This window comes from Streptomyces sp. NPDC107538 (assembly GCF_055657445.1).
The window spans coordinates 203,753-217,434 of the sequence record NZ_JBVKAY010000007.1; the positions used below are offsets into that span (position 1 = coordinate 203,753).

Below are 13,682 nucleotides of genomic sequence, written 5' to 3' on the forward strand. Positions count from 1 at the left end.
GCTCCTCCGCCTCCGCGTCCAGGTGACAGGTCGCCTCGTCGAGGATCACGACCGACGCGTACGACAGATACGCCCGGCCCAGCGCGACGAGCTGGCGCTCCCCGGCGGACAGCGCGCCCGGGTCGACCTCGGCCCCCGGACCGCCCAGCCGGGCCATCACCCCCGCGAGCCCCACGGCCTCCGCGGCGGCCCACAGCTCCTCCTCGGGCACGGGTTTCGGCCGCAGCTCGCCGAGGTTTTCCGCGAGGGATCCCCCGAAGACGTACGCCTCCTGCGGAATGAGCACCCGGTGTGCGTGGGATGTGGCGCCCGGGACCGGCTGCCCACACAAGCGGACGGTGCCCTGCCGGGGGCGCAGCAGACCCGCGACGATCCCGGTGAGGGTGGACTTCCCGATGCCGCTGGGGCCGACGACGGCGAGATGCGTGCCGCGCGGGACCCGGAGGTCGAGACCGTCGAGGACGGGGGTGCCGGAGGCGCCGTAGGCGAAGGTGACGGAGGAGAGGGTGAGGGCGTCGGGGGCGGGGCCCGGGTCGGGCGCGAGGGGCGGCGTGTCCGGGCCGGGGGCGTGCGCCGTCGTGCTGGGCGGGGGGAGCGGGGGGAGCAGTCTGCGCAGGACCACCGCGAGCCGGGAGCCGCTGGTGCCCAGGCCGTGGACCAGGTTCTGGAGGGCGGGGAGGAGGGACTGGGTGACGTAGGCGAGGGCGCCGATCAGAGCGCCGGGGGTAACCCCCTGGTCCAGCAGCCAGGGGGTGGTGGCCAGCAGGAGGACCACCGGCAGCTGGCCGCCGATCGCGAGGGCGGCGACACGGACGACGCCCCAGCGGGCCAGGGAGCGGGCGGCCCGGTGCTCGGCGTCGACACACCGGCCGGTGTCGGCGGCGACGAGGTCCTCCGCCCCGGCCGCGGTGATGTCCCGCAGCCCCGGACAGACGGTGCCGAGCCGGTCGGCGAGCGCCTCGTCGGCGACGAGGAAGGTCTCCTGCCGGCGGGCCAGCGGGCGCAGCGTCGCCAGGAACAGGCCCACGCCGACGACCAGCGGGGGGCCCACCACCAGCAGCAGGGGCGGGGCCAGCGAGAAGAGCCCGACGAGCGCCCCGGCGGCGGTGAACACGAACGAGCGGGACACCATCACCAGTCCGGCGAAGGTGTCCCGGGCGATCTCCACCTGCTGGGTCAGCCCGGACAGGGCCCCGCCGTCCGCCTCCCGGACCCCCCGCTCCACCACCCCGCGCACCAGCCGGTCCCGCAACGGCTCCACCAGCCCCGCCACACCGCCGTACACCCGCCCGGTCCCGAACGCCCCCACGACCACGGCCCCCGCCCCCACCCCGAGCCACCCCAGCCCGACCCCCGCCCGCCCGGCCAGGAACCCGTCGTCGAGGGCCCGCGCGAGGGCGTACCCCATCACGAACGTCTGCACCGCCTCCACCACGGACCACAGCGCCAGCCGTACGACGACCCGCGCCCGCCGCCGCAGGAAACGCAGGCCGCGCCGGGGGAGGCCGGGCGAGGGGGCGTGCGGTCGCGGCCCGACGTGCGCCGAGGGCGCCGTCCCGGTCTCCGCCCGGCTGCCCGTCATCGTCGGCCCCCTCCGTCCGGACCGCTGTGCGGCGCGTCGGCGTCGTGGGCGGTCTCCGCCCGGCGCGTTCCTGCCTCCACCCCGGTGCCGTCCCCAGCCCCGAACAGCTCCCGATACCCCGCGATCCGCCACAGCTCCGCGTGCGGTCCCGCCGCTCGCACCTTTCCCTCGTCCAACCAGGCCACCGTGTCCGCGCGGGCGGCCGTCGTGGCGCGGTGGGCGATGAGCAGGCGGGTGGTGCCGGTGGTGGGGGAGAGGAGGGCGTCGGTGACGCGGTGTTCGGTGAGGGTGTCGAGGCTGGAGAGGGCGTCGTCGAGGACGAGGAGCCGGCAGTCGCGGGCGAACGCGCGGGCGAGGCCGAGGCGTTGGGCCTCGCCGCCCGACAGGGGGGCGTCGGCGCAGGGGGTGGCGTAGCCGTCGGGGAGGCGGCGGACGAACGTGTCGGCGTGCGCGGCGCGCGCGGCCTCCCGGACGCGGACCGGGGAGGGGCGGGGGACGCCGAAGGCGATGGTGTCCTCGACGGAGTCGCCCAGCAGGGCCGGGCGTTCGAAGGCATGGACGATCGCCCGGCGCAGCTCCCGCCGGTCCAGTTCGGGCAACGGCACCCCGTCGAGCCGCACCTCCCCCTCGTCCGGATCCACGAGCCGCCCGGCAACCGCCGCGAGCAGCGACTTCCCCGCCCCCGAACGCCCCACCACAGCCACCGCCGCCCCACCCGGCACCACAAGATCGACCCCCCCGAGCAGCACCCGCCCACCCCGACGGACGCTCACGCCCCGCAGCTCAAGCCGCCCTTGCGGGGAGGGGGTGTTGGACGCCCGCCGCCCGCGCTCCGGGGCCCGCCACGACTCCAGCGGCCGGGGTACGGCAGCCCCCTCCGGCGTCGGCTGCGGAGGCTCCGGTACGGGGGGCTCCTCCGGCGTCGGTTCCAGTGGCTCCGGCACGAAAAGACCCTCGGACTCCGACTCCGGCGCCCCCTGCCCGGCGTGCGGGAGCCGGCGTGCGCCGTAGGGCATCGCGGGCTCGGTCAGTAGTTCGCTCAGCCGGGCGGCGGCCGCTCGGGCGCGGATCAGGGTCGAGACGTGGCCGACCAGGACGCCGATGCCGGCGGCGAGGACGGCGTAGCGGGACGCGGCGAGGAGTTCGCCGGGGGTGAGGTGGGACCGGGTGAGGAGGACGCCGGCGGTGGCCACGACGGCGAGCTGCGCCAGCGGCGCCACGGCGGCGGCGCGCGCGGCGGCCCGGCCCTGGACGTGCCACATGCGGTGCCCCTCGCGGGAGAGCTCGGGCAGGGGCTTCAGGACGCGGTCGACCGTGCGGTCGGCGATCCCGGCGGCGGCGATCGTCCGGTGCCCGGCGACGGCCTCGGCCAGGCCGCCCGCGATCCGGCCCTGGGCCCGCTGGTAGCGCGTGACGCAGTCGGAGGAGCCCCGGGCGAGCGCGCGCAGCACGAGGACGAGCAGCGGGGCCCCGATCAGGAACGCCGCCATCAGCCGGAGATCGATCAACCCCAGCGCCACCACCGCGCCCAGCGGCCCGGCGAGCGCGGCGAGGAGCGCGGCGGCCGTGGCGGGCGCCGTCCCCGCCTGGGCCGCGTTCCCGACGAGCCGGGCCACCAGGTCACCGGCTCCGAACCGGCCCACGGCCCGCGGCCCCACCGCCAGGACGTGCCCCACCAGGCGATACCGCAGCCAGGCGGTGGCCCGGGCGTTCGTGGTCCCGCCGAGCACGGTCTCGACCGCGTCCAGCACGGCCGCCACGAGGATCAGCCCCGTGCACCACAGCACCCAGCGCGAGCCGTCCGGATCGCCGGCCAGCAGCAGATCGAGGGCCCGGCCCAGCGCGACCGGCAGCGACAGGTTCGCCCCCGTCGCGGCCACGGACACCAGCGCCAGCGCCGTACAACGGGGGCCGGAGTACCGGACGGTCGAGCGCAGCAGAGAAACGGACGCGGCTGCCGGGCCGGTGGCCCCGGCTTCGGTGAGAGGCGTCATACCCGTCCTGACGTGGGATGACCGGGTGTGGGATGACCGGGTGGACGAAGGACACGGGAGCGGTCTGCGGGGTGCATGGTCGTGCACGGTGACGCGTGGGCCCCGGACGGCCCCTCCCCGGAGGGGAGAGGAACCGTCCGGAGCCGCCGGCCCGTCGGCCCGTCGGATCAGAGGCAGAGCGTGATGCTGGCCGCGCTCACACAGGACAGCACGCTCAGGGAGCTGGGGCCGCCGGTGCCGGTCGTCTCGTCGGCTTCCATCGTCTGCAGGTCGAGAAGTGCCATGTCGCTTCCTTTCGTCGACGGCCCGCTCAGGGACCGTTGGGGACGGGGGTGTTGCGTCACGACTCCACCGGGTGGCGGAACCGCGTCATAGGGGCCGCCGCCGTGGCGGCGGCAGGAACGGCAGCTGCGCCGGGGCGCCGTCGGCGGCGGCGTGGGCCGCGCCGAGGGCCAGCAGACAGCCCGCCGTTCCGGTACCGAGGTCCATGGACAGCCGCATCAAATGGCTGCCGGGGAAAGCCAGTTGCCCCTGGTAGGGCATCGCGTGCCAGCCGAGCGCGGCGATCTGTTCCGTCAGCCGCTCGCGCGGTGCGCCGGTCCGCGCCAGATGAAGGATCATCCCGGCCCGGCCCTCGAACAGCCCCGGCTGGGCGTAGAAGCGGTAGGCCGCGGCGGTCAGTACGCCCGCTCGCACGCCGGCGTACTCCTGCGTGCCGGTGCCGGTCGCGGCCAGGAGGTCGTCGAGGACCATGCCGACGCCCACGCTCCCGTCCCCGAGGTACGGCATCGTCCGCCATCCCTCGTCGACGGCCAGCCCGCCGTTCTTCTGCTCGACCAGGCACTCCAGGTCCTGCCGCAGCGCCGCGCCCGCCGCGTCGAGCAGCCCGGGGTCGCCCGTCTCCTCGTACCGGCGCAGCAGGAACAGCGCCGGTCCGCTCGCGCCGCGCAGCAGGCCGGCCCGTCGGCGGGGCGGTGCCGGGCGGGGCTCGGCGAGGCGGCGTACGAGGAGGTCCGCGGCCTCGGCCGCGGGCGCGCGCAGCCCGGACTCACCGGTGGTCCGCGCCAGTTCGTCGAGGACCAGGCCGAGCCCGGCCAGCCCGCCGCGCAGGTCGGACGACAGCTTCTGCCACTTCTCGGCGAGCACCTGTTCGACCAGGTCCAGGGCCCGCTGCCGGTGCCCGAGCCGGTCCAGGGTGAACGCGACGCCCGCGAGACCGTCGTACAGGCCGAGCGGGGTACCGACCGGCACCGGGTCGGTGTGGTCGAGCAGCCAGCGCTCGCCCTCCTCGTAACGCTCGGCGCCGACCTCCGCGAGCGCGTACAGGACACCCGCCGCGCCGTGCGCGAGGCCGAGGCCGCCACCGTCGGAGAACTGGGCGACGTCCCCGGGGAAGAGCCGGTCGTCGCGCTCCGGGGTGGCCGAGGCGAGGATCGCCTTGACCATCGAGTCACGGCTGTACGGCCAGTCCCCGGGCTCGGCGAGGGACCAGCCGCCGGCCGGGGCACGGTGAACCCGTGCCTCCTCGACGCCGCCGCTCCCACGGGTGATCTCCGCGACCGCCTCGTCCAGGAACCCGCGCGGCACGTCCGGGAACTGCTCCGCGATCACCGCCGCCAGATGCGCGGCCTTCTCCCGCTCCACCACGAACAGCGAGGTGACCGGCAGGAACAGCGCCAGACGCAGACAGGCGAGGGCATAGCGGTCGACGGCCGGGCCGGTACGGTCCGGGGGCGCCAGGAAGCCCGGGTGGGCGACGGTCTGGCGGCCGTTCTCCTCGGCCGGCGCCGCCGCCTCGAAGTCGAGGAGGGAGACCGAGTGGTCGTCCGGCGCGACCATGATGTTGAAGACGTGCAGGTCGTTGAAGACGATCCCGCGCGCGTGCACCGCCGCCACCGCCTCCTCGACGGCCCGGTGGACGCGTAACGCCCAGGCCGTGTACGCGGCGACCGCGCCCGGCTCGGGGTCGGCGGCCAGCAGGGGGTGCCGCTCGGCGACGTACGCGTTGAGCGGGCGGCCCTCGACGAAGTCCATGACGAGGAAGCGGTGGTCGCCGAGCGTGAACCAGTCGCGCACCTCGGGCACCACCCCGAGCCCGGTCAGCCGCTCCAGCGCGGCCCTCTCCCGCTCCAGCCGGGTGACCGCGTCGGCCCCGTCGGCGGCCAGCCCGGCGTGCGGGCGCCCCTCCTTGAGGACCACGCGGCGGCCGTCCCGGGTGTCGGTGCCGACGTACACCCCGCCGCCGTTGGAGAAGTGCAGCGCCTTCTCGATGCGGTACGGCAGGTCGCCGACCGTGGTCGTGTTGCGGGCCGCGAGCTGCGGTTCCAGGAACGCGGGCAGCGTCACCCAGTCGGGCACATGGAAGGTCGGCTTCCGCTGGTCCGGCACCAGGGTGCCCTGGCCGTCGCGGACGGCGGGGACGAGTGTGCCGCGCTCGTCGACGACGAAGGAACGGGCGAAGGCGCCGTAGCGGACGTAGAGCGGTCCTTCCTCCCAGCGCAGATCGGTGAGGATGTACGGGCCGTCGAAGCCCGCCAGGAGCGCGCCCAGCTCGCGCAGGACGAGGTGCAGCTGCTCCTCGTCGGCCGGGTAGACGGTCACGAACTTGCCGCTGGTGTCGCGGCCCGCGTACTTGGCGTTGCGCAGATGCAGCAGATACGGGCCCGGCACGAACTTGAACGGGATCGACCGGGGCACGCAGTAGTCCCACACGATCGCCGCGATCCGGTCCGCGTTCGCCCGGGTGGCGGAGGCGTGCACCTTCCATCCCTGGGTGGGTCCGGGACGGGGCCGCCCGCCGTCGTCGACCGGGGTCAGCGTCAGCCAGTCCCCGATCCGGGCGGCCCGCCAGCCCTCGGGAACCGCGCGCCGGGCGGTCTCGTAGCCCGGGGCCGCCTGGCCGGCGCGGTCACCGGCCGAGAGCCGGTCCGGTGTCTCGTAGAAGTGTCTGTCGGCGAGCGCGTACGCCTCGTACCGCTTGTCCATGCGCGTCCCCCCGGGTCGTGTGCCGTCGTCGCCGTCGCCCCCTGGGCCGGGTGACGACGAGTCTTCCGGCCCGGCGGAGTGCCCGACAGTCACGGCTGTCACCAGAAACCCGTCACGCCTGTCACGCACTCACCGTGCGGAACGCATACGTAAAGATCTGTTCGAATCCGCTCGAATCCGCTCGAATCCGCTCGGGTCCGTTCGGGTCCGTTCGGCCTCTTTCCGGCCCGGGTGGGCGGGCGGAGCGGGGCCCCGGGCCCCGCCGAACGGTCCCAGGGGCTGCGCGAGCGTGCCGGAAGCGCTGTAATTGCGGACGTGGTCAGTGAGGGCGCGGCGGAACGCGGAACGAGGACGCTGCGTGCCGAACTCGCGCTCAAGACGCTTGCCGGCGATCTCGATCCGCAGGAGCGGCTGCACGCCATCCTCGAACAGGTGCTCGTGTTCACGAGCGCGACCGTCGCCGTCGTGTACATCCCCGACGGCGAGGGCGACGCGCTGTCCTTGGCCGGCTCGGCGGGCGTACCGCGAGGCCTCTACGGCCTCCGCGACAGCTACCCCGCCTCGGGGTCCGCCCCGGTGGCCGAGACCTGCCGCTCGGGCCGCCCCCGCTGGTTCACGTCGGACGAGGTGCTCCGGGACGCGGATGTCCCGCGGGAGGCGGGCGTCTCGCAGGACGGGGACGTTCCTCGGGGCGCCGACAGCCCCCGGGGCGAGGCCGGGCGTCCCCAGGGCGCCGATGCCGGCCAGGAGGCCGGCGGGGGTTCCGGTGTCGGTCGGGAGGCTGGCGGGGGCTCCGGCGTCGGCCAGGAGACCGGTGGGCACTCCGGTGTCGGCCAGGAGGCCGGCGGGGGCTCCGGTGTCGGTCGGGAGGCTGGCGGGCGCTCCGGCGTCGGCCAGGAGGCCGGTGGGGGTTCCGGTGTCGGTCGGGAGGCCGGCGGGGGTTCCGGCGTCGGCCAGGAGCCGGACGCGCACGCCCCCCGCGTCCCCGTCCAGGAGTTCTCGCTGGGCGTGCTGCCGTTGCGTGAGCGTGGGTGTCTTGTCGCCGTCGGGGACGGCGCGGACGCCTTCGACGCGGAGGACCGGCAGTGTCTGGACCTCCTCGCCGAGGCGGTCACCAGCGCCGCCCCCGCCCCGCCGGCCGGGCCCGGCGCCTCCTTCGACCTGGCCATGGACACCGGGCGGGTCGAGGTGGACGACAAGCTGCTGGAGCTGTTCGGCATGGGCCCGGACGACTTCGACGGCAGGGTCGAGACCCTGATCGCGCTGACCGTGCCCGAGGATCTCCCCGCGCTGATGTCCGTCGTGGAGGCGGACCACATGTCCATCGGCGACCGGGAGCTGGAGTTCCGCATCCTGCAGCCCTCCGGCGAGCAGCGCTGGCTCCGGCTGCGCGGCCGGATGCTGCCCGGCGGCGAGGACCGGCCCACCCGGCTCGTCGGCACCGTCGCCGACGCCTCCACCCTGCGCACCGGCCGCGGCGACGTGGCCCGTATCCAGCGCCTCGCCGCCGCCCTGGCCACCGCCGGCACCGTACGGGACGTCAGCCAGGCCGTGGTGACCGCGCTGCGCAAGCCGCTCCAGGCCGACCGGATCGCCCTCGCCGAACTGGAGGGGGACCGCCTGGTCGTCACCGTCCTCGATCCACCGCAGCCGGAGGTCTGGCCCGAGGTGTGGCGCTCCGAGTGGCGCGGCGAGTGGCCGGACGCGCCGGTGCGCACCATGCCGACCCTCGCCACCGCGCTGCGCGAGGGACGCGCCGGGATCTGGCCCGCCGGAGCCGATCTGGAACCGGCCCTCGCCGACGTCGGCCCCGGCGGCCTCGCCGTGCTCCCGCTGCCCGCCGGCGGCCGGATGGCCGGGGCCTGTCTGATCGGCTGGGACAACCCCCACGACTTCGGCCCCGAGGAACGCGCCCTGCTCACCGCCGCCTCGGGCCTCGCCGGGCAGGCCCTGATGCGGGCCCACGCGTTCGACGCCGAGCACGAACTCGTCGGCATGCTCCAGCGCACCCTGCTCCCGCGCCGCCTGCCCCAGCTGCCCGGCGCGGTCGCCGTCGCCCGCTATCTGCCCACCACTGCCGGACTGGAGGTCGGCGGTGACTGGTACGACGTCATCCCGCTGCCCGACAACCACGTGGCCCTCGTCATCGGCGACGTCCAGGGCCACAACGCGGGCGCCGCCACCCTGATGGGCCAGATGCGCACCGCCCTGCGCGCCTACGCCGTCGAGGGGCACCCCCCGGACGTCGTCGTCTCGCACGCCAACCGGCTCCTCATGGACATGGAGACCGACCTCTTCGCCACCTGCTGCTACGTCGACATCGACATGGAGGAGGGCTCCGCCTGGTACGTCCGCGCCGGCCACATCCCGCCCGTGCTGCGGCACCCGGACGGCACCACCGAGATCAGCGAGGCGGAGGGCGGGCCGCCGCTCGGCGTCGTCATGCGCGCCGACTTCCCGATGAGCCCCCTGCGGCTGACCCCCGGCACCCTGCTGGCCCTCACCACGGACGGCCTCGTCGAGTCCGCCGACGTCGACGTGGAGGACGGGCTCGACCAGCTCGCCGCCGAACTGTCCGCCGCCGACCCCGCCCACCTCGGTTCGGTCGCCGACACCCTGCTGGGCGGCGCCAACCGCGACGACGACGTGGCCCTGCTCCTGGTGCGCTACGACGGCATGGCCCTGCGCCCCCAGCGCGAGAACTGGAGCGTGTGGCGCGTCCCCCAGGCGGTCGGACAGGCCCGCCGCTACACCCGGCGGGTGCTGCGCCGCTGGGGCGTCGAGTCCACCGCCGACACCGTGCTCCTCGTCGTCTCCGAACTCGTCACCAACGCCCTCGTCCACACCGACGGCCGCGTCCGCCTCGACCTCACCCTTCTGGCCGACCGCCTCCGTGTCGCGGTCGCCGACTCCTCCCCGCGCACCCCCATGAAGCCCACCGTCATCGGCTGGGAGGCCACGGGCGGGCGCGGCATCCTCCTCGTCGAGGCGATGTCCTCGGCCTGGGGCACGGTCCCGGTCAGCGGCGGCAAACAGGTGTGGGCGGAGATCCCCATCGAGTGACAGGCTGGCCGGCGTGCGTCTGCTGCTGCTCTCCGACACCCATCTGCCCAAGCGCGCGAAGGCGCTGCCCGAGCCGCTCCTCGCCGAACTCCCGCGCGCCGACGTGGTCGTCCACGCCGGCGACTGGGTCGACGAGGCCACCCTCGACCTCCTCGAAGCCCGCTCCCGCCGGCTCGTCGCCGTGTACGGCAACAACGACGGCCCCGGCCTGCGCGCCCGCCTCCCCGAGGTGGCCCGCGCCACCCTGGCCGGGCTGCGGCTCGCCGTCGTCCACGAGACCGGCGCCGCCCAGGGCCGGGAGGCCCGCTGCGCCGCCCGCTTCCCCGACACCGACGTTCTCGTCTTCGGCCACAGCCACATCCCCTGGGACACGACCACACCCACCGGCCTGCGCCTGCTGAACCCCGGCTCCCCGACCGACCGCCGCCGCCAGCCCCACCGCACCTACATGACGGCGACGGCGGCGGCGGGCGAGCTGACGGACGTACGCCTGCACCGCCTCCCACCTCCCCCCACCTGAGCGGACTCAGCGGGGCGGGGCCGCCGGATGGATCAGCCCGGTCGTCGCCGTCAGCGGCACCCCGCTGCCGCCCCACCGCAGCGCGACGATCTCCGCCGCGACGGAGACGGCCACCTCCTCCGGCGTACGGGCGCCGAGGTCCAGGCCGACGGGGGAGCGCAGCCGGGACAGTTCGGCCGCGTCGAGCCCGGCCTCCCGCAGCCGCCGCGTCCGGTCGTCGTGCGTACGGCGGCTGCCCATCGCCCCGATGTACGCGGCCGGGCGGCGCAACGCCTCCTCCAGCAGCGGTACGTCGAACTTGGGGGCGTGGGTGAGGACGCAGATGACGGTGCGGTCGTCGGTCGGGGTGTCGCGCAGATAGCGGTGCGGCCAGTCGACGACCACCTCGACGGCGGCCGGGAAGCGTTTCGGGGTGGCGAACACTGGGCGGGCGTCACACACCGTGACCCGGTACCCGAGGAAGTCCCCGATCCGGGCCACCGCCGCCGCGTAGTCGATCGCGCCGAACACCAGCATGCGGGGCGGCGGCGCGAACGACTGCAGAAACACGGACACCGAGTCCTCCCGCCGCTCCCCGCCGGGCCCGTAGTGCCGCAGCCCGGTGACCCCCTGAGCCAACTCCCCCCGCGCATCGGCGGCGACCGCGGCGTCCAGCCCGGGGGTGCCGAGGGTGCCGGAGGCCGTGTCCGGCCACACGGCCAGGGTGGCGCCGCGTCGGGCCGGGCCGTCGGTCACGGTCGCCAGGGTCACCGGGTGGCCGGCGCCCACCGACTCCACGACCGCCCCGAACGACGGGTCCTCGGCCGCCGCCACCCGCCGCACGAGCAGCGTGATCTCCCCACCGCACGTCAGCCCCACCGCGAACGCGTCCTCGTCGCTGTACCCGAAGGTGTGCAGCCGGGCCTCACCGGACGCCATGACCTCCTGCGTCAGCTCGAACACGGCGCCCTCCACACAGCCACCGGACACGCTGCCGACGACCTCGTCACCGGGCCCGACGGCCATGGCGGCGCCCGGGCCGCGCGGGGCGCTGCGGCTGACGTCCACGACGGTGGCGAGACCGAAGGGGGTGCCTGCGGCGCACCAAGCCCCGACCGCCGAAAGAATCTCCCGCACGACCTCCACTCCTCTCCCGCCCCACCCATCCCCTCCAGCGTCCAGCACCAGGCCCTCCATCGCCCGCCGAGTCTCGACCCCGAGGGGTGCGTTGTCGGGTGCGGGTCCGGTGGGGCTTCTCGCGCAGTTCCCCGCGCCCCTGAAAAAGCGGGGCTGCGCCCCTGCTTTTTCACGGCCCGCCAGGGCCGTGTCTTACCCGCGGGAAATTGGTTTGCGGGCGGTTCGACCACGGTGTTTCACTGCGCACGCATCCCCACCCCCACTCCCACCCCCCAAGGAGCCCCCATGCGCCGCACGTTCATGTCCCGCCAGGAAGGAATGCCCCCCATTTCAAAGGACATGACGCTTGTCACGCACGCTCAACCTCGGCATCCTCGCCCACGTCGACGCAGGTAAGACCAGCCTCACGGAACGCCTGCTGCACACGGCCGGCGTCATCGACGAGCCCGGCAGCGTGGACGCCGGCAACACCCGCACGGACACCCTCGCCCTGGAACGCCGCCGAGGCATCACCATCAAGTCCGCGGTCGTGTCGTTCGAGATCGACGACCTCACCGTCAACCTCATCGACACCCCAGGACACCCCGACTTCATCGCCGAGGTGGAACGCGTCCTGAACGTGCTCGACGGCGCGATCCTCGTCGTCTCGGCCGTCGAGGGAGTCCAGGCCCAGACCCGCGTCCTGATGCGCACCCTGCGCCGCCTGCGCATCCCCACACTGATCTTCGTCAACAAGATCGACCGTCGCGGCGCGCGCCACCGGGACCTCCTGGCGACGATCGCAAGCCGCCTCACCCCGGCGATCGCCCCCATGGGCGAGGTCCACGGACGAGGCACACCCCAAGCCCGGTTCACCCTGTACGACCCCCTTCCGTCCCGGCTGCCCGAACTCCTCGCCGAACACGACGACGACCTGCTCGCCGCCTACGTCGACCACCGCGCCGACGACAGCCCCCTCTCCGACACCCGGCTGCGCGCGGCCCTCGCCACCCAGACGGGTGAGGCCCTGCTGCACCCGGTCTTCCACGGCTCCGCGATCACGGGCGCGGGAGTCGGCGAACTCATCGACGGGATCGCGGAGTTGCTGCCCCCGGCGGCCGGTGACGCGGACGCCCCCGTCTCCGGCACGGTCTTCAAGGTCGAACGCGGCCCGGCGGGCGAGAAGATCGCCTATGTGCGCATGTTCGACGGGACGGTACGCACCCGCGACCGGCTGACCTTCCGCGGCGGCGAACGAGAAGGCAAGGTCACCGCGATCAGCGTCTTCGAACGGGGAGCGGCCGTCCGCGAGACGGCCGTCCCGGCCGGCCGGATCGCGCGACTCTGGGGCCTCACCGACATCCGCATCGGCGACACCCTCGGCCCACCACGCGACGATCGACGGCCCGACGGAGAGCAGGGGCCGTCCGACGAACACCGGCGGTCGGCCGACCGGCTCCACTTCTCCCCTCCCACCCTCGAAACCGTCGTCCGTCCCGTCCGCGCCGAGGACGGTGGCGCCCTGCATCTCGCCCTCACCCAACTCGCCGAGCAGGACCCGCTGATCGGCCTCCGTCACGACGAGACCCGGCGGGAGACCTCCGTGTCGCTGTACGGGGAGGTGCAGAAGGAGGTCGTGCAGGCGACGCTCGCCGACGAGTACGGCATCGAGGTCACCTTCCGCGAGACGACGACCATCTGTGTGGAGCGCCTCGTCGGCGACGGCGCGGCGGTGGAGTTCAACAAGAAGGACGGCAACCCGTTCCTCGCGACGGTCGGGCTGCGGGTGGCGCCGGCGCCGGTCGGCTCCGGGGTGGCGTTCGGGCTGGAGGTGGAGCTGGGCTCCATGCCGTACGCGTTCTTTAAGGCCGTGGAGGACACCGTGCGGGAGGCGTTGGAACAGGGGGTCCACGGCTGGCGCGTCCCCGACTGCGCGGTGACGATGACACACTCCGGTTACTCGCCCCGGCAGAGCCATGCCCACCAGGGCTTCGACAAGAGCATGTCCAGCACGGGCGCGGACTTCCGTGGGCTGACCCCGCTGGTGCTGATGGAAGCGCTGCGGCGGGCCGGGACCCGGGTCCACGAGCCGATGCACCGCTTCCGGGTCGACGCCCCGGCGGACACCCTGGGCGCGCTCCTGCCGGTGCTGGCCGCCCTGCGCGCCGTACCGAGGGACACCCGGGCGACGACGACCGGGACGGCCGGGACAGTCGGGACGGCCGTACGGCTGGAGGGGCTGATGCCCGCCGCCCAGGTGCATGGGCTGGAGCAGCGGCTGCCCGGACTGACCGGCGGGGAGGGCGAGTTGGAGACCGCCTTCGACCACTACGCGCCCGTCGCGGGCACCGCCGTCCCCGTACGGCCGCGCACCGACCTCAACCCCCTCGACCGCAAGGAGTACCTCCTGAACCTGTCCCGGCGGGTGGGTACCTGAGAGGCG

Annotated in this window: 7 protein-coding genes and 1 pseudogene; 3 read left to right on the forward strand and 5 right to left on the reverse strand. The window is 74.8% G+C overall.

The genetic code is table 11. The annotated features are described in order from the left end of the window. Positions 1–88 precede the first annotated feature (88 nt). The 4 genes and pseudogenes from ACZ7MG_RS25620 to lanKC form a co-directional block, all read right to left on the reverse strand. A pseudogene (locus tag ACZ7MG_RS25620) lies at positions 89–1,582 on the reverse strand (ATP-binding cassette domain-containing protein); the annotation flags it as partial. Further along, positions 1,579–3,576 carry an ATP-binding cassette domain-containing protein gene (locus tag ACZ7MG_RS25625; RefSeq protein WP_471380820.1) on the reverse strand — a complete coding sequence of 666 codons (1,998 nt, stop codon included), beginning with the start codon at positions 3,574–3,576 and terminating at the stop codon, positions 1,579–1,581. The pseudogene ACZ7MG_RS25620 and the gene ACZ7MG_RS25625, both read right to left, overlap by 4 nt. Positions 3,577–3,743: 167 nt before the next feature. Continuing rightward, complete coding sequence (locus tag ACZ7MG_RS25630; protein WP_005483995.1) at positions 3,744–3,860, reverse strand: SapB/AmfS family lanthipeptide; 117 nt, start codon at positions 3,858–3,860, stop codon at positions 3,744–3,746. A gap of 85 nt (positions 3,861–3,945) precedes the next feature. Further along, complete coding sequence (lanKC, locus tag ACZ7MG_RS25635; protein ID WP_471380821.1) at positions 3,946–6,561, reverse strand: class III lanthionine synthetase LanKC; 2,616 nt, start codon at positions 6,559–6,561, stop codon at positions 3,946–3,948. 315 nt (positions 6,562–6,876) lie between these two features. Here lanKC and ACZ7MG_RS25640 point away from each other — a divergent pair, with 315 nt between their 5' ends. After that, a complete protein-coding gene (locus ACZ7MG_RS25640) occupies positions 6,877–9,624 on the forward strand; it encodes a SpoIIE family protein phosphatase (protein WP_471380823.1) in 2,748 nt (915 codons plus the stop codon). Between the two features lie 13 nt (positions 9,625–9,637). Next, complete coding sequence (locus ACZ7MG_RS25645; protein ID WP_471380824.1) at positions 9,638–10,144, forward strand: metallophosphoesterase family protein; 507 nt, start codon at positions 9,638–9,640, stop codon at positions 10,142–10,144. Positions 10,145–10,150: 6 nt separating this feature from the next. Here the strand turns inward: ACZ7MG_RS25645 and ACZ7MG_RS25650 are convergent, their stop codons facing one another. Further along, positions 10,151–11,260, reverse strand: a complete 1,110-nt coding sequence (locus ACZ7MG_RS25650) for an XdhC family protein (RefSeq protein WP_471380826.1) — start codon at positions 11,258–11,260, stop codon at positions 10,151–10,153. A gap of 346 nt (positions 11,261–11,606) precedes the next feature. Here ACZ7MG_RS25650 and ACZ7MG_RS25655 point away from each other — a divergent pair, with 346 nt between their 5' ends. After that, a complete protein-coding gene (locus ACZ7MG_RS25655) occupies positions 11,607–13,676 on the forward strand; it encodes a GTP-binding protein (RefSeq protein WP_471380827.1) in 2,070 nt (689 codons plus the stop codon). Positions 13,677–13,682: the final 6 nt, after the last annotated feature.